Origin of the sequence: Enterobacter sp. KB-280D8 (assembly GCF_041399405.1) — a bacterium.
GTDB lineage: Bacteria > Pseudomonadota > Gammaproteobacteria > Enterobacterales > Enterobacteriaceae > Enterobacter > Enterobacter cloacae_N.
This window is the reverse complement of record NZ_JBGKEC010000007.1, coordinates 1-23,934: the sequence shown is the minus strand read 5'-3', so window position 1 is coordinate 23,934 and position 23,934 is coordinate 1. Positions and strand designations below refer to the sequence as shown.

At 56.4% G+C, this 23,934-nt stretch carries 29 protein-coding genes; 22 read left to right on the top strand and 7 right to left on the bottom strand.

Annotated elements, in window-relative coordinates; all coding sequences use genetic code 11:
- Positions 1 to 23: 23 nt before the first annotated feature.
- On the bottom strand, positions 24 to 656 hold the full coding sequence (gene crp, locus AB8818_RS17505) for a cAMP-activated global transcriptional regulator CRP (protein ID WP_000242758.1): 633 nt from the start codon (positions 654 to 656) through the stop codon (positions 24 to 26).
- A gap of 311 nt (positions 657 to 967) precedes the next feature.
- On the opposite strand from crp, the gene AB8818_RS17500 reads away from it, so the two are divergent.
- Complete coding sequence (locus tag AB8818_RS17500) at positions 968 to 1,372, top strand: OsmC family protein (protein ID WP_116342663.1); 405 nt, start codon at positions 968 to 970, stop codon at positions 1,370 to 1,372.
- Positions 1,373 to 1,438: 66 nt separating this feature from the next.
- On the opposite strand, the gene AB8818_RS17495 is transcribed toward AB8818_RS17500, so the two are convergent.
- From AB8818_RS17495 to AB8818_RS17485, 3 genes are read right to left on the bottom strand one after another with little or no spacing between them, the layout of a single operon-like run.
- Positions 1,439 to 2,308, bottom strand: coding sequence for a phosphoribulokinase (locus AB8818_RS17495; RefSeq protein ID WP_116342661.1), 870 nt, complete (start codon positions 2,306 to 2,308; stop codon positions 1,439 to 1,441).
- Between the two features lie 30 nt (positions 2,309 to 2,338).
- On the bottom strand, positions 2,339 to 2,557 hold the full coding sequence (locus tag AB8818_RS17490) for a YheU family protein (protein WP_013099053.1): 219 nt from the start codon (positions 2,555 to 2,557) through the stop codon (positions 2,339 to 2,341).
- Positions 2,554 to 3,576, bottom strand: coding sequence for a hydrolase (locus AB8818_RS17485; protein ID WP_192983694.1), 1,023 nt, complete (start codon positions 3,574 to 3,576; stop codon positions 2,554 to 2,556). The genes AB8818_RS17490 and AB8818_RS17485 overlap by 4 nt, the downstream gene beginning before the upstream one ends.
- A gap of 228 nt (positions 3,577 to 3,804) precedes the next feature.
- Between AB8818_RS17485 and mdcA the strand changes: the two genes are divergently transcribed.
- From mdcA to mdcH, 8 genes are all read left to right on the top strand, one after another.
- Positions 3,805 to 5,460 (top strand): malonate decarboxylase subunit alpha, encoded by a 1,656-nt coding sequence (gene mdcA, locus AB8818_RS17480; protein WP_192983691.1) that lies wholly within the window; start codon positions 3,805 to 3,807, stop codon positions 5,458 to 5,460.
- On the top strand, positions 5,460 to 6,317 hold the full coding sequence (locus AB8818_RS17475) for a triphosphoribosyl-dephospho-CoA synthase (RefSeq protein ID WP_192983689.1): 858 nt from the start codon (positions 5,460 to 5,462) through the stop codon (positions 6,315 to 6,317). The genes mdcA and AB8818_RS17475 overlap by 1 nt, the downstream gene beginning before the upstream one ends.
- A gap of 9 nt (positions 6,318 to 6,326) precedes the next feature.
- The gene (mdcC, locus tag AB8818_RS17470) at positions 6,327 to 6,626 is read left to right on the top strand and encodes a malonate decarboxylase acyl carrier protein (protein ID WP_116342653.1); all 300 of its coding nucleotides are present in this window, start codon (positions 6,327 to 6,329) and stop codon (positions 6,624 to 6,626) included.
- A complete protein-coding gene (locus AB8818_RS17465; RefSeq protein WP_192983687.1) occupies positions 6,619 to 7,452 on the top strand; it encodes a biotin-independent malonate decarboxylase subunit beta in 834 nt (277 codons plus the stop codon). The genes mdcC and AB8818_RS17465 overlap by 8 nt, the downstream gene beginning before the upstream one ends.
- On the top strand, positions 7,452 to 8,252 hold the full coding sequence (gene mdcE, locus AB8818_RS17460; RefSeq protein ID WP_192983816.1) for a biotin-independent malonate decarboxylase subunit gamma: 801 nt from the start codon (positions 7,452 to 7,454) through the stop codon (positions 8,250 to 8,252). The genes AB8818_RS17465 and mdcE overlap by 1 nt, the downstream gene beginning before the upstream one ends.
- Before the next feature lie 125 nt (positions 8,253 to 8,377).
- Positions 8,378 to 9,337: an AEC family transporter gene (locus tag AB8818_RS17455; protein WP_116342649.1), complete on the top strand. Its 960-nt coding sequence runs from the start codon at positions 8,378 to 8,380 to the stop codon at positions 9,335 to 9,337.
- Between the two features lie 2 nt (positions 9,338 to 9,339).
- A complete protein-coding gene (locus tag AB8818_RS17450) occupies positions 9,340 to 9,957 on the top strand; it encodes a malonate decarboxylase holo-ACP synthase (RefSeq protein WP_192983685.1) in 618 nt (205 codons plus the stop codon).
- The gene (mdcH, locus tag AB8818_RS17445) at positions 9,957 to 10,853 is read left to right on the top strand and encodes a malonate decarboxylase subunit epsilon (protein ID WP_192983683.1); all 897 of its coding nucleotides are present in this window, start codon (positions 9,957 to 9,959) and stop codon (positions 10,851 to 10,853) included. Before AB8818_RS17450 ends, mdcH begins: the two co-directional genes overlap by 1 nt.
- A gap of 41 nt (positions 10,854 to 10,894) precedes the next feature.
- Here mdcH and AB8818_RS17440 read toward each other — a convergent pair whose 3' ends face one another.
- Positions 10,895 to 11,827 carry a LysR family transcriptional regulator gene (locus tag AB8818_RS17440; RefSeq protein ID WP_116342643.1) on the bottom strand — a complete coding sequence of 311 codons (933 nt, stop codon included), beginning with the start codon at positions 11,825 to 11,827 and terminating at the stop codon, positions 10,895 to 10,897.
- 15 nt (positions 11,828 to 11,842) lie between these two features.
- Complete coding sequence (locus tag AB8818_RS17435; protein ID WP_116342641.1) at positions 11,843 to 13,747, bottom strand: ABC transporter ATP-binding protein; 1,905 nt, start codon at positions 13,745 to 13,747, stop codon at positions 11,843 to 11,845.
- 135 nt (positions 13,748 to 13,882) lie between these two features.
- Between AB8818_RS17435 and kefG the strand changes: the two genes are divergently transcribed.
- The 4 genes from kefG (at position 13,883) to slyD (ending at position 17,135) form a co-directional block, all read left to right on the top strand.
- Positions 13,883 to 14,437 (top strand): glutathione-regulated potassium-efflux system ancillary protein KefG, encoded by a 555-nt coding sequence (gene kefG, locus AB8818_RS17430; RefSeq protein ID WP_021242220.1) that lies wholly within the window; start codon positions 13,883 to 13,885, stop codon positions 14,435 to 14,437.
- Positions 14,437 to 16,242, top strand: a complete 1,806-nt coding sequence (gene kefB, locus AB8818_RS17425) for a glutathione-regulated potassium-efflux system protein KefB (RefSeq protein WP_116342639.1) — start codon at positions 14,437 to 14,439, stop codon at positions 16,240 to 16,242. Before kefG ends, kefB begins: the two co-directional genes overlap by 1 nt.
- A gap of 13 nt (positions 16,243 to 16,255) precedes the next feature.
- Positions 16,256 to 16,456 carry a YheV family putative zinc ribbon protein gene (locus AB8818_RS17420; protein WP_013099038.1) on the top strand — a complete coding sequence of 67 codons (201 nt, stop codon included), beginning with the start codon at positions 16,256 to 16,258 and terminating at the stop codon, positions 16,454 to 16,456.
- Between the two features lie 94 nt (positions 16,457 to 16,550).
- Positions 16,551 to 17,135, top strand: a complete 585-nt coding sequence (gene slyD, locus AB8818_RS17415) for a peptidylprolyl isomerase (protein WP_023331458.1) — start codon at positions 16,551 to 16,553, stop codon at positions 17,133 to 17,135.
- 51 nt (positions 17,136 to 17,186) lie between these two features.
- On the opposite strand, the gene AB8818_RS17410 is transcribed toward slyD, so the two are convergent.
- On the bottom strand, positions 17,187 to 17,405 hold the full coding sequence (locus AB8818_RS17410) for a protein SlyX (protein ID WP_008503009.1): 219 nt from the start codon (positions 17,403 to 17,405) through the stop codon (positions 17,187 to 17,189).
- A 238-nt stretch (positions 17,406 to 17,643) separates the two neighbouring features.
- On the opposite strand from AB8818_RS17410, the gene fkpA reads away from it, so the two are divergent.
- The 9 genes from fkpA to AB8818_RS17365 all read left to right on the top strand — a co-directional run.
- The gene (gene fkpA / locus AB8818_RS17405) at positions 17,644 to 18,465 is read left to right on the top strand and encodes an FKBP-type peptidyl-prolyl cis-trans isomerase (protein WP_116342637.1); all 822 of its coding nucleotides are present in this window, start codon (positions 17,644 to 17,646) and stop codon (positions 18,463 to 18,465) included.
- Positions 18,466 to 18,630: 165 nt separating this feature from the next.
- Positions 18,631 to 19,353, top strand: a complete 723-nt coding sequence (locus AB8818_RS17400; protein WP_014885489.1) for a transcriptional regulator — start codon at positions 18,631 to 18,633, stop codon at positions 19,351 to 19,353.
- Positions 19,353 to 19,739 (top strand): sulfurtransferase complex subunit TusD, encoded by a 387-nt coding sequence (gene tusD, locus AB8818_RS17395; protein ID WP_192983679.1) that lies wholly within the window; start codon positions 19,353 to 19,355, stop codon positions 19,737 to 19,739. The genes AB8818_RS17400 and tusD overlap by 1 nt, the downstream gene beginning before the upstream one ends.
- A complete protein-coding gene (gene tusC / locus AB8818_RS17390) occupies positions 19,739 to 20,098 on the top strand; it encodes a sulfurtransferase complex subunit TusC (RefSeq protein WP_192983676.1) in 360 nt (119 codons plus the stop codon). Before tusD ends, tusC begins: the two co-directional genes overlap by 1 nt.
- A gap of 7 nt (positions 20,099 to 20,105) precedes the next feature.
- On the top strand, positions 20,106 to 20,393 hold the full coding sequence (gene tusB, locus AB8818_RS17385) for a sulfurtransferase complex subunit TusB (protein WP_041911943.1): 288 nt from the start codon (positions 20,106 to 20,108) through the stop codon (positions 20,391 to 20,393).
- Positions 20,394 to 20,517: 124 nt separating this feature from the next.
- Entirely contained in the window at positions 20,518 to 20,892 is a 375-nt protein-coding gene (gene rpsL, locus AB8818_RS17380) for a 30S ribosomal protein S12 (protein ID WP_000246815.1), read from the top strand.
- A gap of 96 nt (positions 20,893 to 20,988) precedes the next feature.
- Positions 20,989 to 21,459: a 30S ribosomal protein S7 gene (gene rpsG, locus AB8818_RS17375; RefSeq protein WP_003861706.1), complete on the top strand. Its 471-nt coding sequence runs from the start codon at positions 20,989 to 20,991 to the stop codon at positions 21,457 to 21,459.
- 96 nt (positions 21,460 to 21,555) lie between these two features.
- Complete coding sequence (fusA, locus tag AB8818_RS17370) at positions 21,556 to 23,670, top strand: elongation factor G (RefSeq protein WP_029882142.1); 2,115 nt, start codon at positions 21,556 to 21,558, stop codon at positions 23,668 to 23,670.
- Between the two features lie 69 nt (positions 23,671 to 23,739).
- Positions 23,740 to 23,934: GTP-binding protein (locus AB8818_RS17365; RefSeq protein WP_004929415.1), on the top strand; the 195-nt coding region annotated here is incomplete at its 3' end.

The window sequence follows — 23,934 nt, the reverse complement described above, 5'->3', positions numbered from 1 at the left end:
GATGGCACGCCGTTTAAGCAGGATTAACGGGTTCCGTAAACCACGATGGTTTTACCGTGGGCGGAGATCAGGTTTTGATCTTCCAGCATTTTCAGAATACGGCCCACTGTTTCACGGGAGCAACCAACGATCTGACCAATTTCCTGACGGGTAATTTTAATTTGCATGCCGTCCGGGTGGGTCATAGCGTCTGGCTGTTTCGCCAGGTTCAGCAGGGTTTGCGCGATACGGCCGGTCACGTCCAGGAAGGCGAGGTTACCCACTTTCTCTGACGTCACCTGCAGACGGCGCGCCATCTGGGAAGAAAGACGCATCAGGATGTCAGGGTTTACCTGAATCAGCTGACGGAATTTCTTGTAAGAAATTTCAGCCACTTCACATGCTGTCTTTGCACGAACCCAGGCGCTACGTTCCTGGCCTTCTTCAAACAGGCCCAGTTCACCGATAAAATCGCCCTGGTTCAGATAAGAAAGGATCATCTCTTTCCCTTCCTCATCTTTGATCAGCACTGCCACCGAGCCTTTGACGATGTAATACAACGTTTCCGCTTTTTCACCCTGGTGAATCAGCGTGCTCTTCGATGGGTACTTATGAATGTGGCAATGAGACAAGAACCATTCGAGAGTCGGGTCTGTTTGCGGTTTGCCAAGCACCATGCGCTGTTATCCTCTGTTATAAGCTGTCACCAGAGTCATCAGATGCATCCGGACTCTGGGGTTGCAATCGAATTCTTACCCATACCCTGGGAAGTCGGCTGTCGTAACGTTTCGCAGCCAGTAAAGTTTGATGTCCTCTGCATACATGTGTAACGTCAATGTATTACTGTAGCATCCTGAGTGTTTTAGCATAGCTTTCGCCGCGTGTCTCCTGGTGTCTCGCTTCAGCATGATGCAGGTCGCCTTCCATTGCGAGAAATGTAACGCACGCGTAATCTGTCACCAAAAATGCAACGTTGGAGTTAATGAATATGCAAGCGCGCGTGAAGTGGGTTGAAGGTTTAACGTTCCTGGGGGAGTCCGCGTCAGGACACCAGATTTTGATGGATGGTAACTCCGGCGATAAAGCGCCGAGCCCAATGGAAATGGTGCTGATGGCGGCAGGTGGATGCAGTGCGATTGACGTGGTGTCGATTCTGCAAAAAGGTCGTCATGACGTAACGGATTGCGAGGTTAAACTCACCTCAGAACGTCGCGAAGAGGCGCCACGCCTGTTCACCCATATTAATCTGCATTTTGTTGTCACCGGGAAAGCGCTGAAAGACGCGGCGGTTTCACGTGCGGTGGACCTCTCTGCAGAAAAATACTGCTCTGTGGCGCTAATGCTGGAGAAAGCGGTAAAAATCACGCATTCGTATGAAGTGATTGAGGTGTGATTCACGGGGCATCGTGCGTGTTGATGCCCTCACCCTAACCCTCTCCCACGGGGAGAGGGAACATCTTTACGCGATCTGCTTCCCTTCCATCAACCGCTGAACCAGCGGCGTCATGATGAGCTCCATTGCCAGCCCCATTTTTCCACCCGGCACCACTAACGTATTCATGTGCGAAATAAACGAGCCCTGCAGCATCGCCAGCAGCCAGGGGTAATCAATGCCTTCAAGATTGCGGAAGTGGATCACCACAAAGCTCTCGTCCAGCGACGGGATGCTTTTCGCCGCGAACGGATTGGAGGTGTCCACCGTCGGCACGCGTTGGAAGTTAATGTGGGTGCGGGAGAACTGTGGCGTGAGGTAATTGATGTAGTCTTCCATGGATCGCACCACGGAGTCCATCACCGCCTCGCGCGAATGGCCGCGCTCGCTCATGTCACGCGTTAGCTTCTGGATCCACTCCAGGTTAACGATAGGGACCACCCCGACCAGCAGATCCACGTGGCGCGCCACGTCGTGCTGAGGCGTAACCACGCCGCCGTGTAATCCTTCATAAAATAATACATCGGTGGGTTCCGGCAGCGGTTGCCAGGGGGTAAAGGTGCCCGGTACCTGGTTCCAGGGTACGGCTTCATCGTAGGTGTGAAGATACTTGCGGGACTGCCCGGTACCGCTCTGCCCGTATTCGCGAAAGGTTTGCTCCAGCAGACCGAAATCATTGGCTTCCGGGCCGAAGTAGCTGATGTGTTTACCCAGATCGCGCGCCTTGCGGATCGCCATGTCCATCTCCGGACGCGTATAGCGGTGAAAGCTGTCGCCTTCGACCTCCGCCGAACGGAGATTCAGCTGGGCGAAAATCTTGCGAAAAGCGAGGCTGGTAGTGGTGGTTCCCGCACCACTCGACCCCGTAACGGCAATAATGGGATGTCTGGCAGACATAGCAACTCCCTGACTGAAAAGGTTGGAAGATCAGCCGTGAAACGCGTTGCGGGGCATGATATTGACCGTCTCATGCAGTTCTGACCACACCAGCACCACGTCGCCGCTTTTCAGCTGGCGTTTAACATCGTTGACCTTTTGCTCAAGCGAACGCTCATGTTCACCATAATCGGTGCCTTCGCGTAATACAAAGCTTTCAATCAGATTATCAAGCGTTTCGGGAGCCAGATCTTGCCAGGGAATGATCATTTTGTACCGTCCAGATAAGGAGTAAGCCAGTCAGGAATACGCGCCTCCAGCCACATTTTCGGGCGGCGCAGCGTACCGCCGATAAACCCAACGTGGCCGCCATGTTCAGTTAACTGATAGTGAACGTTGTCGGGCAGGAATTCCTGCGCGGGGATCGAGTGGTGATCCATAAACGGGTCATCCTTGGCGTGAATGATCAGCGTCGGCTGCGTGATTTTGCTGAGCAGCGGCATGGCGCTGCACTGACGATAATAGTCAATTGCATCGGCGAAGCCGTGGATTTTCGCAGTGATCAGATCGTCGAACTCGCGAATACGGCGCACCTTTTTCAGCTGGCGCAGGCTTACCGGCAGGGTATCCGGGTAGGCCTTGAGCTTACGCGCCGCGTTGGCCTTCAGCAGGTTAAGCAGGTAGCGCTGATAGACGCGGGAAAAGCCTTTATCCATATGGTAGCTGCACTGCTCCAGCATAAACGGCGCGGAAACAATCACTGCAGCATTCAGCGGTACGCTGTCGCCCTCTTTGGCCAGCAGGCAGGCGAGCATATTTCCGCCCAGCGAATAGCCCACGGCGGCGGTTGGCACGGTGCCAAAGTTGTTCCGCAGCCAGTGTAAGAACCACGTTCCGTCTTCGGTTTCACCCGAGTGATAAATGCGTTTCTGCCGGTTCGGCTCGCCGCTACAGCCGCGAAAATGCATTACCACGCCGAGCCAGCCGCGCGCTTTTGCTGCCTCAATTAACCCATGTGCATACGGGCTGTGCAGGCTCCCCTCGAGACCGTGAAAGACCACCAGACGAGGCTTATGACGCGCCTGTTCCGGCGCTTCGCTCCAGGCGAGATCCAGAAAATCACCGTCTGGCAGGTCAAGCCGCTGCCAGTGCGGAGTGAACTGAACCTTGCGGCGGATCAGCCGCGGCAGCATGGTCTGCAAATGGGGATTGGCCACGCCGCGCAGGGGCACGAACTCGGTGCTGTCTTCGGCCGCAATGTCGAAGTCTGATGGAATGATTTGGGTCATAAGCGCGATGCTGATTCTTGTCGGAAATTTACGATACTTTCCGAATTGTACCCCGTTTAGCCTGGATTTCCGAACCAGGAACTGATCCCGATCACAAATATTTACCTTGATTATTACTCTCAGGCTAATGATTCCGCCCTACGCTTAATTGATGCCTTTCTCGCCAGAGCGCAGACTTTACTCAACGTTAAGCAAATCAGAATGATGTGCTGAATCAGGAGGTTAATAATGTTATCTGGGCAAACACCCGCGCGGCAATGGAACACACGACGCAGCGAGAAAGCGCGTCGACTGGCGTCCGTACCGGTGCAGGGGAAAGTACTGCCAACCGGCGATATTGTCGGCATGCTGGAAAAACTGATCGCACCGGGCGACAAAGTCGTACTGGAGGGCAACAACCAGAAGCAGGCGGATTTTCTGTCCCGCTCGCTTGCCGAAGTGAACCCGCAAATCGTCCACGACCTGCATATGATCATGCCGAGCGTTGGCCGCAGCGAGCATCTGGATATCTTTGAAAAAGGCATCGCCCGCAAGCTGGACTTCTCCTTCTCCGGGACACAAAGCCTGCGGATCTCCCAGTTGCTGGAAGATGGTCAGCTCGAAATCGGCGCGATCCATACCTACATCGAACTGTACTCACGCCTCTATGTCGACCTTTCGCCCAACGTGGCGCTGATTGCCGGTTTTAAAGCGGACCGCAAAGGCAACCTCTACACCGGGGCGAGTACCGAAGATACCCCGGCGCTGGTGGAAGCCGCTGCGTTCCACGACGGTATCGTCATCGCACAGGTGAACGAGCTGGTGGACGACGAGTGCGATCTGCCGCGCGTAGATATTCCAGGCTCCTGGATTGACTACGTGGTCGTTGCAGATAAGCCGTTCTTCATCGAACCGCTGTTCACCCGCGACCCGCGCCTGATTAAACAGGAACATATTCTGATGGCGATGATGGCCATCAAAGGCATCTACGCGGAGCATCAGGTGCAGTCCCTGAACCACGGTATCGGCTTTAACACTGCGGCGATTGAGCTGCTGCTACCTACCTACGGCGAACAGCTCGGTCTGAAGGGCAAAATCTGTAAGTACTGGACGCTGAATCCACATCCGACGCTGATTCCGGCCATTGAAAGCGGCTGGGTCGAAAGCGTGCACTGCTTCGGCGGCGAGCTGGGGATGGAAGAGTACATCCGCGCCCGTCCGGACGTGTTCTTTACCGGTGCCGACGGCTCCATGCGTTCCAACCGCGCCTTCTGCCAGCTGGCAGGCCAGTACGCGGTGGATATGTTCATCGGCTCTACGCTGCAGGTTGACGGTTACGCCAACTCCTCAACCGTGACTCGCGGTCGTCTTTCTGGCTTCGGTGGTGCGCCAAACATGGGCCATGACCCGCATGGTCGCCGCCACGCCACGCCGGCCTGGCTGAACATGATCACCGAGCCTGACCCAATGCAGCGCGGTAAAAAACTCGTCGTGCAGATGGTGGAAACCTTCCAGGCGGGCGTGAAGCCAACCTTCGTGGAAAAACTCGATGCCGTAGACGTGGCGAAAGCCTCCGGCATGCCGCTGGCACCGGTGATGATTTACGGCGATGACGTGACGCACGTGCTGACGGAAGAAGGGATTGCCTACCTCTACCGGGCGAAAGATCTGGAAGAGCGTCGTGCCATGGTTGCCGCCGTTGCGGGGATCACCGATATCGGCCTGGGTGTGGACGCCAGGCGCGTGGCGGAACTGCGCCAGAGCGGCAAGGTGGTGTATCCGGAAGATATGGGGATTCGCCGCACCGACGCCACCCGCTCTCTGCTGGCTGCGGGCAGCGTGTCTGACCTCGTGGAGTGGTCCGGCGGTCTGTATAACCCACCTGCGAAATTCCGGAGCTGGTAATGACACTTCTGCCCCAGATTCAGGCTGAAGGCGGTGCCGAATGGCTGGCGCGAACCGCCACGCAGTGTCTGATCGACGAAGCACGTTTAAGCCCGAAACCCGGTCTGGTGGACAGTCGGGGGAACGGCGCGCACCACGATTTATCCCTTGCGCTGATGGAGCGCTCCGCGCGCAGCCTGGCCCCCACGTTTCAGGCGCTGGCGCAGCAAAGCTGGCTGCGTCCGGCAGATATTGCGCTTCGACAAACCGTTGGCCGTCTTGGCCGCGAAGGCGAGAAGCAGATGATGGCGACCACCGACGGGGTGAATACCCATCGTGGCGCGATCTGGGCGCTGGGATTGCTGGTAAGCGCGGTGGCGATGTTGGGCGGGGATGCAACTGCGCAGGCCGTCGCGAACACTGCCGCGCAGCTGGCGAAACTCCCGGACGAGGCGGCACCGAAAGTGTTCAGCAAAGGCCTGCGAGCCACGCACCGCTACCGCGTGCCGGGCGCGCGTGAAGAGGCGCAGCAGGCATTCCCGCACGTTATGCAGCGCGCATTGCCGCAGCTTCGCCTCAGCCGTCTCAACGGCAGCAGCGAAACGTACGCCAGGCTCGACGCGCTGATGGCCATCATGACCTCGCTCACCGATACCTGCGTGCTGTCCCGCGCCGGAATGGAGGGGCTGGACGCCATGCAGAGCGGTGCCCGCGCTGTACTGAACGCCGGAGGCTGTGCAACGTCCGAAGGCCAGCAGGCGCTGGCGAACCTGGACCGTCAGATGCTGGCGCTTAACGCTTCACCGGGCGGCGCTGCCGACCTGCTTGCCGCCGCGCTGTTTCTCGATCGTGTCGAAACGCCTTATTCAAAGCATTAAGAGGATGTTATGGAAAAAATTACATTGACCGTGCCCGCCAGCCGCGCGTTAAGCGGCAGGGCGCTGGCAGGCGTCGTCGGCTCCGGGGATATGGAGGTGCTCTTCACCGCCGAACCGGGCCAGACCTTAATCGTTGATATCACCACCTCCGTCGACAACAGCCGTGGCCGCTGGGAGGCGCTGTTCAACCGCCTGCACACCGTCAGCAGCCTGCCTGCAGGCAAACTGACCATCCACGACTTCGGCGCGACGCCGGGCGTAGCCCGCATTCGCATCGAACAGGTTTTTGAGGGGGTGAGCCATGCGTGATGACAGCAGCTTTATCGAACTAAAAGCGCGCCAGCGCGCGCAAGCCCTGCTGGATGACGGCAGCTACCGCGAACTGCTGGATCCGTTTGAAGGCATTATCTCCCCGTGGCTTGGGCCACAGGGCATTGTCCCGCAGGCCGATGACGGCATGGTGGTGGCGAAAGGCACCATCAACGGTCAGCCTGCGGTCGTGGTCGCGATTGAAGGCGCGTTCCAGGGCGGCAGCATGGGCGAAGTGTCTGGCGCCAAAATGGCGGCGGCGCTGGAGCTGGCGGCGGAAGATAACCGCAACGGCATTCCGACGCAGGCGGTGCTGTGCCTCGAAACCGGCGGCGTGCGTCTGCAGGAGGCTAACCTCGGCCTGGCGGCGATTGCCGATATCCACGCAGCGATTGTAGACCTGCGTCGCTACACGCCCGTCATCGGGATTGTGGCCGGGACCGTGGGCTGCTTCGGCGGGATGTCCATTGCCGCGGCGCTATGCAGCTACCTGATCGTGACCCGCGAAGCGCGTCTTGGCCTCAACGGCCCGCAGGTTATCGAGCAGGAGGCGGGCATTGAAGAGTACGACTCCCGCGACCGTCCGTTTATCTGGAGCATGACCGGCGGCGAAGTGCGCTATCAAAGCGGGCTGGTGGACGCGTTGGTGAGCGACGGCGTAAACGCGGTGAAAGCGGCGATGAACGACGCGATTGCGAAAGGCGTACCGGCGAAACACCGCACCGACAACTACGACGATTACCTGAACCGTCTGACCAATTTCGACACCCGCAAACAGGCCGATGCCGAACAGATTAACGCGCTTTTTGCCCGGGAGGTGAAATGATGAGTAATTCAAAAAGCCGTGGCGAGCTCTGGCTGGAAACCCTCGCCCCGAACGCCAAACGTATCGCGGGGCTGTGCCCGTCCGTTCAGGCGGCAGACGGCGAGCTGAACGGTGAGACGGTGCGCTTTGTGGCCGTGGTGCCGGATGCCAACAACCACTTCCCGCGGGCGGCGAAAGGCGAAGTGGGTCTCCTGGAAGGCTGGACGCTGGCAAAAGTGGTCAGCGAAACCGTAGCGGCGGATGCCGATAAGGCCGTGAAGCGCCCGATAGTGGCGGTGATTGACGTCCCAAGCCAGGCCTATGGCCGTCGCGAAGAGGCGTTTGGTATTCATCAGGCGCTGGCGGGAGCCGCAGCCGCGTATGCTAACGCGCGACTGGCCGGTCACCCGGTGATTGGGCTTATCGTCGGCAAGGCGATGTCCGGCGCGTTCCTGGCGCACGGCTACCAGGCCAACCGTCTGATTGCCTTTAACGACAAAGGCGTGCTGATCCACGCGATGGGTAAAGAGTCTGCGGCGCGCATCACGCTACGTACCGTCGAGGCGCTGGAAAAACTGGCGGCAACCATTCCGCCCATGGCGTACGACATCAGCAACTATGCCACGCTGGGACTGCTCTCCAGCCTGCTGGACATCAGCAACCCGGATGCCCCATCCGATAACGATCTGGCTCAGGTGAAAACCACCCTGCAACAGGCCATCAGTGACGCTCGTCAGGACGCGACGCTTAAAAATCGTCTCGGTGCTGACAACCGCCGCAGCTCGGCGCTCGTACGCGAACGTATGCGAGCCAGCTGGTAAGTAAAAAAAAGACCTGCCAGAGATGCAAACCCCGTGGGCGCGCCTGCTGCGCCCGCGCGGGAGCCTGCATCCTGAAAATAATAATCATCGCGCCAGTGCTTAAACTTTTTTACTACAGGTGATTTATGACTTACGTAATTGTTCATGCTCTTGCACCGATTTTCGTCATCATGCTGCTGGGATTCTGGGCCGGTAAGGCAAAGATGGTCGATAACAAAAATGTTTCCCTGCTGAATATCTTCGTGATGGATTTTGCACTGCCTGCCGCGCTGTTCAGCGCCACCGTGCAAACCCCGTGGACCGGCATCGTGGCACAGTCGCCGCTGATCCTGGTGCTCACCCTGGCGATGTGGATTACCTATGCGGCCATCTACTTCCTCGCTACCAACGTCTTTAAGAAATCCCCGCAGGACGCAGCCGTGCTGACCCTGACGGTAGCCTTACCGAACTACGCAGCGCTTGGTCTGCCGATTCTGGGCAGCGTGCTGGGTGAAGGATCTTCTACGTCTCTGTCCGTCGCGGTCTCTATTGCCTGCGGCTCAGTGCTGATGACCCCGTTCTGCCTGCTGATCCTGGAGCGTGAGAAAGCGCGCGCCGAGGGGAATAATTCCGGCTCAACGCTCTCCATGCTGCCGGTACTGATGTGGCGCTCTATTAAGAAACCGATTGTGATGGGCCCGCTGCTGGGTGTAATTCTCTCCGCCATCGGCATCAAAATGCCGGAACTGGTGCTTGCGGCGATTAAACCGCTGGGGCTGTCCGCCACCGCTGCCGCGCTGTTCCTGACCGGGGTGATCCTCTCTGCCCGCAAGCTGCAGATCAACACCATGGTGATAACCTCCACCATCGCCAAGCTGCTGATACAGCCAGCGATTGCCTGGGGTATTGTGCTTATCTTCGGTCTGCACGGCTCCGTGGCGATCACCGCTATCCTGATGATTGCGCTCTCCGCGGGCTTCTTCGGCGTAGTGTTCGGTAACCGTTTTGGCGTGCAGTCGCCGGATGCTGAGGCCGTGCTGCTGTTAAGCTCTGTACTGTGTATCCTGTCGCTGCCGCTGTTTATCTCGCTGACTTCAGGAATGTAACCATGACCACAACATTACGCCCGCACGACCTCATCTGGCTTAGCGCGCGAGACGCGCTGGAAGGCATCACCGAATCCTGGGTGGAGGCGGCCTGGCATACCGGCCTGCCGGTGGTGGTGCGGCGTGATGTTGATAGCGAAGGCCGCATTCCCGTTGGCGTGCGCGGATTGCGCCGCGACCAGCGGGCGGCCGGGTGGGTGAAGCCCGAAAACGTGCTGCGCGTGATATCGCCTGAAGATCTGTGCGTTACCGCCGATCTGCTGCATTCGCCGTTTGTGACCCAGCAGCCGGTTCAGGTGGCGCTGCAGCTTGCTCAGCAGGCATGGCCGTGGACGTGGGGTATTACCGGCAGCACCGGCTACGCGCTGGCGACCGGCATTCCGGTTATACATGCCGACAGCGATCTTGATCTGCTGATCCGCGCGCCGCAGCCGATTTCCCCTGATGCTTTTACCGCATGGCAGTCGCAGCTGAGCCGCGCATTGTGCCGGGCGGATACGCAGGTCGATACGCCTGAAGGAGGCTTCGCGCTGGCGGAGTGGTTGCGCGACGGAAAAACGCTGCTAAAAACTCGCCGCGGACCGCGCCTGGTGGCGGATCCGTGGCGCAGGGAGGAGTGATGAAAATATTGTTTACCTTTCCGGGACAGGGCACGCAGCATGAAGGGATGCTGCAAAAACTGCCGGGAGCGGAGCTGGAACAGGCGCGAGAGGTGCTTGGCGCCGAAGTGGATACGCTGGACGGCGCAGACGCGTTAACCCATACCCGCGCGGTTCAGCTTTCGCTGCTGATTGCCGGTGTGGCCTGGGGGCGCGAGCTGGAGCGCCGTGGCGTGACGCCGGATATCGTCAGCGGGCTGTCCATCGGCGCTTATCCGGCGGCGGTTATCGCAGGCGCGCTGGACTTTTCGGACGCGCTGAAGCTGGTGGCGCTGCGCGGTGATCTGATGGAGCAGGCTTACCCGCACGGCTACGGCCTGACGGCAATCATGGGCTTAACCCTGCCGCAGGTGGAAACGCTGATTGAAGGCACCGGAACCTACATTGCCAACCTGAACGCTGAAACGCAGATCGTGATCGCCGGAAGCGATGACGGGATGGCGCAGGTGGCGGCATGCGCGCTGGCAAAAGGGGCGAGTAAGGCCAGACGGCTGGCGGTAAGCGTGCCGTCCCACTGTGAACTGCTGTCGGAACCGGCACAAAAGCTGGCGGCGGCGTTTGAGTCCGTCACGCTGGCTCGTCCACGCTGCGCCTACCTGAGCGGCAGTACCGGCCGCGTGCTCTGGCAGCCGGAAAAAATCGCTGACGATCTGGCGATGAACATGGCGCGAACCGTGCGCTGGCAGGAGGCGGTGATTTCCGCTAACGAACGTGAAGCCCGACTGGCGATTGAAATGCCGCCCGGCGGCGTACTGACCTGCCTGACGCGGCAGGCTGCGTGGGAAGGAGAGACCATTTCGCTGGAGCGCAGCGGGGTGGACGTGGCGGTGCATCTGGCGAAGCGACTTCGTGCGTGAGTTTTTAGCCCGGTGGCGGCTGCGCCTTACCGGGCAATACATCAGGCTCCGTCCTGCAAGCTGCGCGCATACATCCGCCCCTCGGCGGCCAATGCCCGCAGGCTCGGATCATGCTCACGGTTGCGGGCAAAGACAATCGCGATCAGCTGCTGCATCTGGTACGGCTCCGCCAGCTTGAGGAGCTGCACGGAATTCTCGTACACCTTCTTCATCCTGCCCGGCATCAGCGTAAAACCAACGCCAGCCTGCACCAGGCTCAGCATCGAGAAAATGTCATTCACCCGGGTAACAATCTCCGGTTCGAACCCGGCGATATGAAACGCTTCCTGAAACCCTGCATACGTGGCGAACCCTTCTGCAAGAGCGACAAATTTCTGGTCTTTGTAATCACGCAGATCCGCGGGGCCGCGGGTATTCAGCGTGGCGGAAGCCGGTGCAGCAAGGAAGATGTCGTCATGGAATAGCGGCAGCACTTCGAGGCTGTTACGGTCGATGTCGCTTTCGGAAATGGAGATAAGAATCGCGTCCAGCGAGCCTTCGTCCAGCATGTGCAGCAGGGTGTCGTTGGAGCCCATCGTCAGATCCATTTCGAGATCGGGACGGCGCAGCTTCATACCCATAATAAGACGCGGCACGGTTTCCAGCGTCAGCGAGTAGAGCGTGCCCACGCGCAGCCGCCCCTGACCAACACCGGCAATTTTGCGGGACTCTTCCAGCCCGCGCTCCATCACCTGCATCACCTCCTGACAATACTCCAGCAGCGTCCAGGCGGAGGGGAGCGCAATCAGGTTACGCCCCTTATGGGTAAAGAGGGGGCAGCGCACGTTCTCTTCCAGGGTGTGCAGCGCGCGGTGTACGCTGACGCCGCTCAGGCCCAGCGTTTCGGCGGTCCGCGCGATGTTCCCCTTCTCCATGAAGGTCATGAAGATGCTGAGCTTACGGAATGTAATGTCGCACGTGGTATCGAAACGCATAACCCTCCCGATGGTTTAATCTGCCTGCAGCATCGCTTCCAGCTGTTCCTGCGCGTCCAGCCACGCCATCTCGCACGCTTCGAGGCTCGATTTAGTCTTCGCCTGCGTTTGCAGGCAGTCCGTCAGTTCAGCTTTTCGGCTCTGGTCATACAGACCGCTGTCGCCGAGCTTCTCTTCAACGGTGGCAAGCGTGGCGTTGAGCTTTTCCATCTCTTTTTCGAGACGGGCAATCTCTTTACGCAGCGGCTGGGTCTGGGTGCGCAGCTCCGCTTCGCGGCGCTTCTGGTCTTTACGCGACTGCGCGCTGTTGGCGTTGTCTTTGGCTGACTCTTCCGGCTGGTTTTCCTGCTTCTGCACGTCCGTCAGCCACTGCTGGTAGTCTTCCAGATCGCCGTCGAACGGTTCGACTTTGCCGCCGTGTACCAGATAAAGATCGTCCGTGGTGGAGCGGATCAGGTGACGGTCGTGCGAAACCACAACCAGCGCGCCTTCGAACTCGATCAGCGCTTCGGTCAGGGCCTGGCGCATGTCGAGATCCAGGTGGTTGGTCGGTTCATCGAGCAGCAGCAGGTTGGGCCGCTGCCAGACGATCAGCGCCAGCACCAGACGGGCTTTTTCGCCCCCGGAGAAGCGCTCGGTGTTTTCAGTCACCTTATCGCCCTGGAAACCGAAGCCGCCGAGGTAATCGCGCAGCTTCTGCTCCATCTCCTGCGGCGCCAGACGCGCGAGGTGCTGAATCGGGGATTCATCCGCGCGTAAAAATTCCAGCTGATGCTGGGCGAAGTAGCCCAGCTTGATGCCCTTCGCCAGCCCGATTTCACCGCTGACCGGGTTAAGCTCGCCGGCCAGCAGTTTGATGAGCGTTGATTTACCTGCGCCATTACGCCCCAGCAGGCCAATGCGCGAACCCGGCACCAGGTTGAGCTTGATGGAGTCGAGGATGGTGCGCTCCCCATAGCCCGCGCTGACCTTTTCCATCTTCAGCAGCGGATTAGGCAGGCTTTCCGGCGCGCGGAAGCTGAAGTGGAACGGGTTATCCACGTGTGCCGGGGCAATCATCTCCATGCGTTCCAGCATCTTGATGCGGCTCTGGGCCTGCTTGGCTTTTGAGGCTTTGGCCTTGAAGCGATCCACAAAGCTCTGCAGATGCGCCACGCGCTGCTGCTGGCTTTCATACATTGACTGCTGCTGGGCAAGGCGCGTCGCGCGCTGGCGCTCAAAGGAGCTGTAGTTGCCGGTGTACTCGAACATCGTTTGCTGTTCGATATGAATGATTTTATCCACCACCGGGTCAAGGAAGTCGCGGTCATGGGAGATGAGAATCAGAGTGCCCTGATAGCTCTTGAGCCACTTCTCCAGCCAAATAACCGCATCGAGATCGAGGTGGTTAGTGGGTTCATCGAGCAGCAGCAGGTCAGAGCGGCAGATCAGCGCCTGCGCCAGGTTGAGGCGCATGCGCCAGCCGCCGGAGAAATCGCTGACCGGACGTTCAAGCTGTTCGTTGCTGAAGCCCAGTCCGTGCAGCAGGCTGGAGGCGCGGGAGCGAATTGTCCATGCGTCAATGGCGTCCAGCTTGCCGTGAACGGTAGCGATGGCGTGACCGTCGTTGCGCTCGTTTGCGGCGTTGAGTTCCGCTTCGAGCTTACGGTATTCACGGTCGCCGTCGATAACATAGTCGAGCGCCGGTTCGCTCAGGGCGGGCGTCTCCTGGTTCACCCAGGCGAGCTGCCAGTTTCCCGGATAAGTAAAGCTTCCGCCATCTGCGCTAATCTCGTTTTTCAGCAGTGCCAGCAGGGTGGATTTACCGCAGCCGTTTTTGCCGACCAGACCCACTTTCTGGCCCGGGTTGATGGTAGCAGTGGCGTTATCCAGCAGGACGCGCACGCCGCGACGAATTTGTAACGAGGAGAAAACAATCATAGAAGCGCCGTATGTTCCGACTATGTTAATTTGTCATTATGATAATGTAAGGTGTGGGCCGTTTTCCGCACCGGGCCGCCATGGTAGCCCAAAACAACGACGATACACAAAAACAGAAACAAGACCGGGAGGGGAATGATGTCTCAGACAGCAAAAGTGCTGCTGCTGTATGCCCATCCGGAATCTCAGGACTCGGTGGCAAACCGGGTGCTGCTTAAGCCGGCCACACAGCTCAGTAACGTAACGGTGCACGATCTCTACGCGCACTATCCTGATTTCTTTATTGATATTCCTTACGAGCAGGAACTGCTGCGTCAGCATGACGTGATCGTGTTCCAGCATCCGCTTTATACCTATAGCTGCCCGGCGCTGCTGAAAGAGTGGCTGGACCGCGTGCTGAGCCGGGGTTTCTCCAGCGGGGTGGGGGGCAACCAACTGGCGGGAAAGTACTGGCGCAGTGTGATCACCACCGGTGAACCCGAAAGCGCTTACCGTCACGACGGGCTGAACCGCTATCCGATGAGCGATATCCTGCGGCCTTTCGAGCTGACTGCGGCCATGTGCCGCATGCACTGGATGAGTCCGATTATTGTCTACTGGGCACGGCGTCAGGATCCGAAAGAACTGGCAAGCCACGCCAGAGCCTACGGCGAATGGCTGGCATCACCGATTCCGGCAGGAGGTCGTTAATGGAAGGATCGAATTTGCTCCTCGCCGGGGTGCTGTTTTTATTTGCGGCCGTTGTCGCGGTGCCGCTTGCCGCTCGTATCGGCATCGGGGCGGTGCTGGGGTATTTGCTCGCGGGGATCGCCATTGGCCCCTGGGGGCTGGGTTTCATCAGCGACGTGGATGAAATACTCCATTTCTCGGAGCTCGGCGTGGTGTTCCTGATGTTCATCATCGGCCTCGAACTGAATCCCTCGAAGCTTTGGCAGCTTCGACGCTCTATCTTTGGCGTGGGCGCCGCGCAGGTGCTTTTCAGCGCCGCGATTCTGGCTGGCTTGCTCATGTTGACCCATTTTTCCTGGCAGGCGGCGGTCATCGGCGGGATAGGCCTTGCCATGTCGTCGACGGCGATGGCGCTGCAGCTGATGCGCGACAAGGGTATGAACCGCAATGAAGCCGGACAGTTGGGCTTTTCGGTCCTGCTGTTTCAGGATTTAGCGGTGATCCCGGCGCTGGCGCTGGTGCCGCTGCTGGCGGGCTCGGGCGACGATCACTTCGACTGGGCAAAAATTTCCATGAAGGTGCTGGCCTTCGCGGGCATGCTGATTGGTGGACGTTTCCTGTTACGTCCGGTGTTCCGCTTTATTGCTGCCTCGGGCGTGCGCGAGGTATTTACCGCGGCGACGCTGCTGCTGGTGCTCGGCTCGGCGCTGTTTATGGACGCGCTGGGGCTGTCGATGGCGCTGGGCACCTTTATCGCCGGGGTGCTGCTGGCGGAGAGCGAATATCGTCACGAACTGGAAATTGCCATCGATCCCTTTAAAGGACTGCTGTTAGGCCTGTTCTTTATTTCTGTGGGAATGGCGCTCAATCTTGGCGTGCTCTATACCCATCTGCTGTGGGTCATTGTTAGCGTCGCCATTTTGGTGGCGGTGAAGACGCTGGTACTGTACGTCATGGCGCGTATCTACGGGCTGCGCAGTTCAGAACGCATGCAGTTTGCCAGCGTGTTGAGTCAGGGAGGCGAGTTCGCGTTCGTGCTGTTTTCTACCGCCTCCTCACAGAAGCTGTTTAAAGACGACCAGATGGCGCTGCTGCTGGTAACGGTGACGCTGTCGATGATGACCACGCCGCTGCTGATGAAGATGGTGGATAAACTCCTGTCGCGGCGCCTGAATCCGGCAGACGATGAAGATGAAGCGCCGTGGGTGGAAGACGATAAGCCGCAGGTTATTGTCGTGGGCTTTGGCCGCTTCGGGCAGGTGATTGGCCGCCTGTTGATGGCGAACAAAATGCGCATTACGGTGCTGGAGCGCGATATCAGCGCGGTTAACCTGATGCGTAAATATGGCTACAAAGTCTATTACGGCGATGCGACCCAACTTGAGCTTCTGCGCTCGGCCGGGGCGGAAGCCGCAGAGTCTATCGTCATCACCTGCAACGATCCGGAAGATACGATGAAGCTGGTGGAACTGTGTCAGCAGCACTTTCCGCACCTGCATATTCTGGCGCGTGCCCGGGGACGTGTTGAAGCTCACGAATTGTTGCAGGCGGGTGTGAAACACTTCTCACGCGAGACGTTCTCCAGTGCGCTGGAGCTGGGGCGCAAGGCGTTAATTTCCCTGGGGATGCATCCTCACCAGGCGCAGCGCGCCCAGATGCATTTCCGCCGGCTGGATATGAGAATGCTGCGTGAGCTGATGCCGGTACATACCGATACGGCGCAGATCTCACGCGTGCGGGAAGCGCGTCGCGAGCTGGAGGAGATCTTCCAGAGAGAGATGCAGCAGGAACGACGCCAGCTCGACGGCTGGGATGAATTTGAATAAAGGGTAACGAAAGATGGCTGTACGTAAACGCTTTATCGCGGGTGCAAAGTGCCCGTCCTGCCAGGCGCAAGATACCCTGGCGATGTGGCGGGAAAATAATATTGATGTTGTTGAGTGTGTTAAGTGCGGTCACCAGATGCGTGAGGCCGACAAAGAAGCACGCGATCACGTTCGCAAAGAAGAGCAAGTGATCGGCATTTTTCATCCAGACTAGCGATATGCTCTGAGTTTTTTTAAGCTTAAGGGTACACGGGTGCAGATTTCCGCTACAATCTGCGCCAGCAATTTTCCCACGCTCAGGAGATATCATGAAAGTAGCAAAAGACCTGGTGGTCAGCCTGGCCTATCAGGTACGTACAGAAGACGGTGTGTTGGTTGATGAGTCTCCGGTGAGTGCGCCGCTGGACTACCTGCATGGTCACGGTTCCCTGATTTCCGGCCTGGAAACTGCGCTGGAAGGTCATGAAGTTGGCGACAAATTTGACGTTGCTGTAGGCGCGAACGACGCTTACGGTCAGTATGACGACAACCTGGTTCAGCGCGTTCCTAAAGACGTGTTCATGGGCGTTGACGAGCTGCAGGTTGGCATGCGCTTCCTGGCTGAAACTGACCAGGGTCCGGTTCCTGTTGAAATCACTGAAGTTGAAGACGACCACGTTGTGGTTGACGGCAACCACATGCTGGCTGGCCAGAACCTGAAGTTCAACGTAGAAGTTGTTGCGATCCGTGAAGCGACCGAAGAAGAGCTGGCTCATGGCCACGTTCACGGTGCGCACGGTCACGACCACGATCACGATCACGGCCACGACGGCTGCTGCGGTGGTCATGGCCACGACCATGGTCATGACCATGGTAAAGGTGGTTGCGGTAACGGCGGCTGCGGTTGCCACTAATTCCGTCATGCGGAAAATAAAAAAGCGGGATAATCCCGCTTTTTTTACGCCTCAATAATGAGGTGGTGGCGTCTCTTCTGACTGCGAGGCAATGTTTGACGGCTGCGTCGCCTTCAGCTTTTCCGTCAGCAGGCGCATATGATCCCGCAGTTTCGCCATTTCAAGTTCGTGCGCGGTCACGGTCTGGTTAAGCTCTTCGATGGTGATGTCCTGAAAAGCCAGGCGGCTTTCCAGCTCAGCCATTCTCGCTTCTATCGTTGTATCCTTCATCATTCACCTCGTTTATATCTGATATGCCATATTGGCCCAGCGGCGGCGCAGTTTAACTGAGTTTATCCTTAAGTACAGTCTCTATACCGTTGGCAAGAAACTTATTTAAACAAAAATAGTCTGAAAAGTGGCGAGAATTGGAAGTGTCTGTCTGTAGATTTCTTCCGCAACGTTTTATAGTACGTCACTCATTTACGTTTAACGCTGGGGTGAGAGTCCCCAGGCCCTGGAGATATGGATGAAATCACTGTTTAAAGTAACGCTGCTGGCGACGACGATGGCTGTTGCACTGAACGCGCCGCTGTCATTCGCTGCTGATACTGCTGCGAAGCCTGCTGCCACTGCAGACAGCAAAGCGGCGTTCAAAAATGACGACCAGAAATCCGCCTACGCACTGGGCGCATCTTTGGGCCGTTACATGGAAAACTCTCTGAAAGAACAAGAGAAACTGGGCATCAAACTGGATAAAACCCAGCTGATCGCGGGTGTTCAGGACGCCTTTGCTGATAAGAGCAAGCTCTCTGACCAGGAAATCGAACAGACCCTGCAGGCGTTCGAAGCGCGCGTGAAGGGTGCCGCTCAGACCAAGATGGAAGCGGACGCTAAAGACAACGAAGCGAAAGGCAAAGCCTACCGCGATACCTTTGCTAAAGAGAAGGGTGTGAAAACCTCTTCTACTGGCCTGGTGTATAAAGTTGAGAAAGAAGGTACCGGTGATGCGCCTAAAGACAGCGACACCGTTGTGGTGAACTACAAAGGTACGCTGATCGACGGTAAAGAGTTCGACAACTCTTACACTCGTGGTGAGCCTCTTTCCTTCCGTCTTGACGGTGTGATCCCTGGCTGGACTGAAGGCCTGAAAAACATCAAAAAAGGCGGCAAAATCAAGCTGGTTATCCCACCGGATCTGGCCTATGGCAAAACTGGCGTTCCGGGTATCCCGGCTAACTCCACTCTGGTCTTCGACGTAGAGCTGCTGGACATCAAACCAGCGCCGAAAGCGGATGCGAAACCGGAAGCGCAGGCAGATCAGAAAGCTGCGACAGACGCGAAGAAGTAATGTGATGCAAACCGCCGCCTTTTAAGGCGGCGGTTTTTTATTGTGGGGCAGATATAATTAACACTGGAAAGCGTTAGGCACGCTGTATTAATTTAGTTGTCCGTGTAGATAATGAGCCTGCCCTGAAAACCTAACGACAGGCTCCTGAAAAGGAGTGTTTTTTTCATGTCCAGGTCGCTTTTAACCAACGAAACCAGTGAACTTGATTTGCTGGATCAACGTCCTTTTGACCAGACCGACTTCGATATTCTGAAATCCTATGAAGCGGTAGTGGACGGGTTAGCGATGCTCATTGGTTCCCACTGCGAAATCGTATTGCACTCCCTGCAAGATCTGAAGTGTTCCGCCATCCGCATTGCTAATGGTGAGCATACCGGCCGTAAAATTGGTTCGCCAATTACCGACCTTGCATTGCGTATGTTGCATGACATGACCGGCGCGGACAGCAGCGTCTCAAAATGTTATTTCACCCGCGCCAAAAGCGGCGTGCTGATGAAATCAGAAACCATCGCGATTCGAAATCGTGAGCATCGTGTGATTGGGCTGCTGTGCATTAACATGAACCTTGATGTTCCTTTCTCCCAGATCATGAGCACCTTTATTCCGCCAGAAACGCCAGACGTCGGCTCTTCTGTTAACTTTGCCTCCTCCGTTGAAGATCTTGTGACGCAGACGCTTGAGTTCACCATTGAAGAGGTCAATGCCGACCGCAACGTATCGAACAACGCCAAGAATCGCCAGATCGTTCTCAATCTCTACGAGAAAGGGATTTTTGATATTAAAGATGCCATCAACCAGGTGGCCGATCGTCTGAACATCTCAAAGCATACGGTTTACCTCTACATCCGTCAGTTCAAAAGCGGCGATTTCGTGGGGCAAGATAAGTAATGCGTTTTGCGTTAATGGTAACGGGCCCCGCGTATGGGACTCAGCAGGCCAGCAGCGCGCTGCAGTTTGCGCATGCGCTGCTGGCGGCCGGGCACCAACTGGCGAGCGTCTTCTTCTATCGGGAAGGGGTGTATAACGCGAACCAATTTACGTCACCGGCGAGTGACGAGTTTGACCTGGTCCGCGCCTGGCAGGTGTTAAATGAAAAGCAGGGCGTAGAGCTGCATATCTGCGTAGCGGCGGCGCTGCGTCGCGGCGTGACGGATACAGCCGAAGCCGAACGCCTGGGGTTATCGGGCGCTAACCTGCAGCCTGGTTTTTCGTTGAGTGGTCTGGGCGCATTGGCCCAGGCGGCGTTAACCTGCGACAGAGTGGTGCAATTCTGATGAAGCGTGTGGCATTTGTTTTTACTTCTGCGCCGCACGGCAGCGCCTCTGGCCGCGAAGGACTGGATGCGCTGCTTGCGACATCGGCATTGACAGAAGATATCGGTGTCTTCTTTATGGGGGACGGCGTGCTTCAGCTTCTGGCGGGCCAACAGCCGCAGGCCATTCTGGCGCGCGACTACATTTCCACCTTCAAAGTGCTGCCGCTTTACGATATTGAAACCTGCTATGTCTGTGCCGACTCTTTAACGGCACGCGGTTTAAGCGATAAGACGCCTTTTGTGCTGGATGTGACGACCTTACCTGCCGCAGCACTGCGTGAACAGCTTTCCCACTACGACACCATTCTGACTTTCTGAGGCTTCCATGCTCCATATTCTCAGCCATTCACCATGGCAATGTGATATCGACACGTTGTTGAGCATGCTGCGCGAAGGTGACGATCTGCTGCTGATTCAGGATGGCGTGCTCGCTGCGCTTGAAGGCGGCCGTTTCGTTGAAATTCTCACGAATGCCCCCATAACTGTCTCTGCGCTGAAGGACGATCTGGATGCGCGGGGTCTTTCTGGTCAAATTTCAGCCAAAATTGACGTGGTTGGCTATACTGATTTCGTCAATCTTACTGTGACGCACGCCAGTCAAATGAACTGGTGATTTGAGATCGCTGTATATTTCTTGACACCTTTTCGACGTAGCCCTAAAATTTCGCGTCCTCATATTGTATGAGGCCGTTTTATTACGTGTTTACGAAGCAAAAGCTAAAACCAGGAGCTATTTAATGGCAACAGTTAACCAGCTGGTACGCAAACCACGTGCACGCAAAGTTGCAAAAAGCAACGTGCCTGCGCTGGAAGCCTGCCCGCAGAAACGTGGCGTATGTACTCGTGTATATACCACCACTCCTAAAAAACCAAACTCCGCACTGCGTAAAGTATGCCGTGTGCGTTTGACTAACGGTTTCGAAGTGACTTCCTACATCGGTGGTGAAGGTCACAACCTGCAGGAGCACTCCGTGATCCTGATCCGTGGCGGTCGTGTTAAAGACCTTCCGGGTGTTCGTTACCACACCGTTCGTGGTGCGCTGGACTGCTCAGGTGTTAAAGACCGTAAGCAGGCTCGCTCCAAGTACGGCGTGAAGCGTCCTAAGGCTTAATGGTTCTCCGTTAAGTAAGGCCAAACTGATTTATCTTAATGTCAAACTAAACTCGTAGAGTTTTGGACAATCCTGAATTAACAACGGAGTATTCCCATGCCACGTCGTCGCGTCATTGGTCAGCGTAAAATTCTTCCAGATCCGAAGTTCGGATCAGAACTGCTGGCAAAATTTGTAAATATCCTGATGGTAGATGGTAAAAAATCTACTGCAGAAGCAATCGTATACAGCGCGCTGGAGACCCTGGCTCAGCGTTCTGGTAAAAATGAACTGGAAGCTTTCGAAGTCGCTCTCGACAACGTTCGCCCAACTGTAGAAGTTAAGTCCCGCCGCGTTGGTGGTTCTACTTATCAGGTTCCAGTTGAAGTTCGTCCGGTTCGTCGTAATGCCCTGGCAATGCGTTGGATCGTTGAAGCTGCTCGTAAACGCGGTGATAAATCCATGGCTCTGCGTCTGGCGAACGAACTTTCTGATGCTGCAGAAAACAAAGGTACTGCAGTTAAGAAACGTGAAGACGTTCACCGTATGGCAGAAGCCAACAAGGCGTTCGCACACTACCGTTGGTAATCCCTTCGGAGTATTAGTCACCAGGCGGGCGCTTCAGAGAAGCCGCCCGCTCTGGGTAACTTAACTGAACGCCTAAAGAAACAAACGAGGAATCAAATGGCTCGTACAACACCCATCGCACGCTACCGCAACATCGGTATCAGTGCGCACATCGACGCCGGTAAGACCACTACTACCGAACGTATTCTGTTCTACACCGGTGTAAACCATAAAATCGGTGAAGTTCATGACGGCGCAGCCACCATGGACTGGATGGAACAGGAGCAGGAGCGTGGTATTACCATCACCTCCGCAGCGACTACTGCATTCTGGTCAGGTATGGCTAAGCAGTACGAACCGCATCGCGTAAACATCATCGACACCCCGGGCCACGTTGACTTCACCATCGAAGTAGAACGTTCCATGCGTGTTCTTGACGGCGCGGTAATGGTTTATTGCGCAGTTGGTGGTGTTCAGCCACAGTCTGAAACCGTATGGCGTCAGGCGAACAAATATAAAGTTCCACGCATCGCGTTCGTTAACAAAATGGACCGTATGGGTGCTAACTTCCTGAAAGTTGTTGGCCAGATCAAAACCCGTCTGGGCGCGAACCCTGTTCCGCTGCAGCTGGCAATTGGTGCTGAAGAAGGCTTCACCGGCGTTATCGACCTGGTGAAAATGAAAGCCATCAACTGGAACGATGCAGACCAGGGCGTTACCTTCGAATACGAAGATATCCCGGCTGAGATGCAGGACCTGGCTGACGAATGGCACCAGAACCTGATCGAATCCGCTGCTGAAGCTTCTGAAGAGCTGATGGAGAAATACCTGGGTGGTGAAGAACTGTCTGAAGAAGAGATCAAAAAAGCTCTGCGTCAGCGCGTTCTGAACAACGAAATCATCCTGGTAACCTGTGGTTCTGCGTTCAAGAACAAAGGTGTTCAGGCGATGCTGGATGCGGTAGTTGACTACCTGCCATCCCCGGTTGACGTTCCTGCGATCAACGGCATCCTGGACGACGGTAAAGATACTCCGGCTGAGCGTCACGCAAGTGATGACGAGCCGTTCTCTGCACTGGCGTTCAAAATTGCTACCGACCCATTCGTGGGTAACCTGACCTTCTTCCGCGTTTACTCTGGTGTGGTTAACTCCGGTGACACCATCCTGAACTCCGTGAAAGCGGCGCGTGAACGTTTTGGCCGTATCGTACAGATGCACGCTAACAAACGTGAAGAGATCAAAGAAGTTCGTGCGGGCGACATCGCTGCAGCTATCGGTCTGAAAGACGTGACCACTGGTGACACCCTGTGTGACCCGGATCACCCGATCATTCTGGAGCGTATGGAATTCCCTGAGCCGGTAATCTCCATCGCAGTTGAACCAAAAACCAAAGCTGACCAGGAAAAAATGGGTCTGGCTCTGGGCCGTCTGGCGAAAGAAGACCCATCATTCCGCGTATGGACTGATGAAGAATCTAACCAGACCATCATCGCTGGTATGGGTGAACTGCACCTGGACATCATCGTTGACCGTATGAAGCGTGAATTCAACGTTGAAGCGAACGTGGGTAAACCTCAGGTTGCTTACCGCGAAGCGATTCGCGCGAAAGTTACCGATATTGAAGGTAAACACGCTAAGCAGTCTGGTGGTCGCGGTCAGTACGGTCACGTTGTGATCGACATGTACCCACTGGAGCCGGGCTCTAACCCGAAAGGTTACGAGTTCATCAACGACATCAAAGGTGGTGTAATTCCTGGCGAATACATCCCAGCCGTTGATAAAGGCATCCAGGAACAGCTGAAAGCGGGCCCTCTGGCTGGCTATCCGGTTGTTGACATGGGTATCCGTCTGCACTTCGGTTCTTACCACGACGTTGACTCCTCTGAACTGGCGTTTAAACTGGCTGCGTCTATTGCCTTTAAAGAAGGCTTTAAGAAAGCAAAACCAGTTCTGCTTGAGCCAATCATGAAGGTTGAAGTAGAAACTCCTGAAGAGAACACCGGTGACGTTATCGGTGACTTGAGCCGTCGTCGCGGTATGCTGCGTGGTCAGGAATCCGAAGTAACTGGCGTTAAGATCCACGCTGAAGTTCCGCTGTCCGAAATGTTCGGATATGCAACTCAGCTGCGTTCTCTGACCAAAGGTCGTGCATCATACACCATGGAATTCCTGAAGTATGATGATGCGCCTAACAACGTTGCTCAGGCCGTTATTGAAGCCCGTGGTAAGTAATCCACAGGATTAAAACCTAAGTCCCGTGCTCTCTCCAGAGGGGAGAGCACTATAGTAAGGAATATAGCCGTGTCTAAAGAAAAATTTGAACGTACAAAACCGCACGTCAACGTTGGTACTATCGGCCACGTTGACCATGGTAAAACTACCCTGACCGCTGCAATCACTACCGTTCTGGCTAAAACCTACGGTGGTTCTGCTCGTGCATTCGACCAGATCGATAACGCGCCAGAAGAAAAAGCTCGTGGTATCACCATCAACACT

Bases quoted from the DNA above. Each gene is read 5' to 3' on its own strand.
- crp (WP_000242758.1), bottom strand. From the start codon at position 656: ATGGTGCTTGGCAAACCGCAAACAGACCCGACTCTCGAATGGTTCTTG.
- AB8818_RS17500 (WP_116342663.1), top strand. From the start codon at position 968: ATGCAAGCGCGCGTGAAGTGGGTTGAAGGTTTAACGTTCCTGGGGGAG.
- AB8818_RS17495 (WP_116342661.1), bottom strand. From the start codon at position 2,308: ATGTCTGCCAGACATCCCATTATTGCCGTTACGGGGTCGAGTGGTGCG.
- AB8818_RS17490 (WP_013099053.1), bottom strand. From the start codon at position 2,557: ATGATCATTCCCTGGCAAGATCTGGCTCCCGAAACGCTTGATAATCTG.
- AB8818_RS17485 (WP_192983694.1), bottom strand. From the start codon at position 3,576: ATGACCCAAATCATTCCATCAGACTTCGACATTGCGGCCGAAGACAGC.
- mdcA (WP_192983691.1), top strand. From the start codon at position 3,805: ATGTTATCTGGGCAAACACCCGCGCGGCAATGGAACACACGACGCAGC.
- AB8818_RS17475 (WP_192983689.1), top strand. From the start codon at position 5,460: ATGACACTTCTGCCCCAGATTCAGGCTGAAGGCGGTGCCGAATGGCTG.
- mdcC (WP_116342653.1), top strand. From the start codon at position 6,327: ATGGAAAAAATTACATTGACCGTGCCCGCCAGCCGCGCGTTAAGCGGC.
- AB8818_RS17465 (WP_192983687.1), top strand. From the start codon at position 6,619: ATGCGTGATGACAGCAGCTTTATCGAACTAAAAGCGCGCCAGCGCGCG.
- mdcE (WP_192983816.1), top strand. From the start codon at position 7,452: ATGAGTAATTCAAAAAGCCGTGGCGAGCTCTGGCTGGAAACCCTCGCC.
- AB8818_RS17455 (WP_116342649.1), top strand. From the start codon at position 8,378: ATGACTTACGTAATTGTTCATGCTCTTGCACCGATTTTCGTCATCATG.
- AB8818_RS17450 (WP_192983685.1), top strand. From the start codon at position 9,340: ATGACCACAACATTACGCCCGCACGACCTCATCTGGCTTAGCGCGCGA.
- mdcH (WP_192983683.1), top strand. From the start codon at position 9,957: ATGAAAATATTGTTTACCTTTCCGGGACAGGGCACGCAGCATGAAGGG.
- AB8818_RS17440 (WP_116342643.1), bottom strand. From the start codon at position 11,827: ATGCGTTTCGATACCACGTGCGACATTACATTCCGTAAGCTCAGCATC.
- AB8818_RS17435 (WP_116342641.1), bottom strand. From the start codon at position 13,747: ATGATTGTTTTCTCCTCGTTACAAATTCGTCGCGGCGTGCGCGTCCTG.
- kefG (WP_021242220.1), top strand. From the start codon at position 13,883: ATGATGTCTCAGACAGCAAAAGTGCTGCTGCTGTATGCCCATCCGGAA.
- kefB (WP_116342639.1), top strand. From the start codon at position 14,437: ATGGAAGGATCGAATTTGCTCCTCGCCGGGGTGCTGTTTTTATTTGCG.
- AB8818_RS17420 (WP_013099038.1), top strand. From the start codon at position 16,256: ATGGCTGTACGTAAACGCTTTATCGCGGGTGCAAAGTGCCCGTCCTGC.
- slyD (WP_023331458.1), top strand. From the start codon at position 16,551: ATGAAAGTAGCAAAAGACCTGGTGGTCAGCCTGGCCTATCAGGTACGT.
- AB8818_RS17410 (WP_008503009.1), bottom strand. From the start codon at position 17,405: ATGAAGGATACAACGATAGAAGCGAGAATGGCTGAGCTGGAAAGCCGC.
- fkpA (WP_116342637.1), top strand. From the start codon at position 17,644: ATGAAATCACTGTTTAAAGTAACGCTGCTGGCGACGACGATGGCTGTT.
- AB8818_RS17400 (WP_014885489.1), top strand. From the start codon at position 18,631: ATGTCCAGGTCGCTTTTAACCAACGAAACCAGTGAACTTGATTTGCTG.
- tusD (WP_192983679.1), top strand. From the start codon at position 19,353: ATGCGTTTTGCGTTAATGGTAACGGGCCCCGCGTATGGGACTCAGCAG.
- tusC (WP_192983676.1), top strand. From the start codon at position 19,739: ATGAAGCGTGTGGCATTTGTTTTTACTTCTGCGCCGCACGGCAGCGCC.
- tusB (WP_041911943.1), top strand. From the start codon at position 20,106: ATGCTCCATATTCTCAGCCATTCACCATGGCAATGTGATATCGACACG.
- rpsL (WP_000246815.1), top strand. From the start codon at position 20,518: ATGGCAACAGTTAACCAGCTGGTACGCAAACCACGTGCACGCAAAGTT.
- rpsG (WP_003861706.1), top strand. From the start codon at position 20,989: ATGCCACGTCGTCGCGTCATTGGTCAGCGTAAAATTCTTCCAGATCCG.
- fusA (WP_029882142.1), top strand. From the start codon at position 21,556: ATGGCTCGTACAACACCCATCGCACGCTACCGCAACATCGGTATCAGT.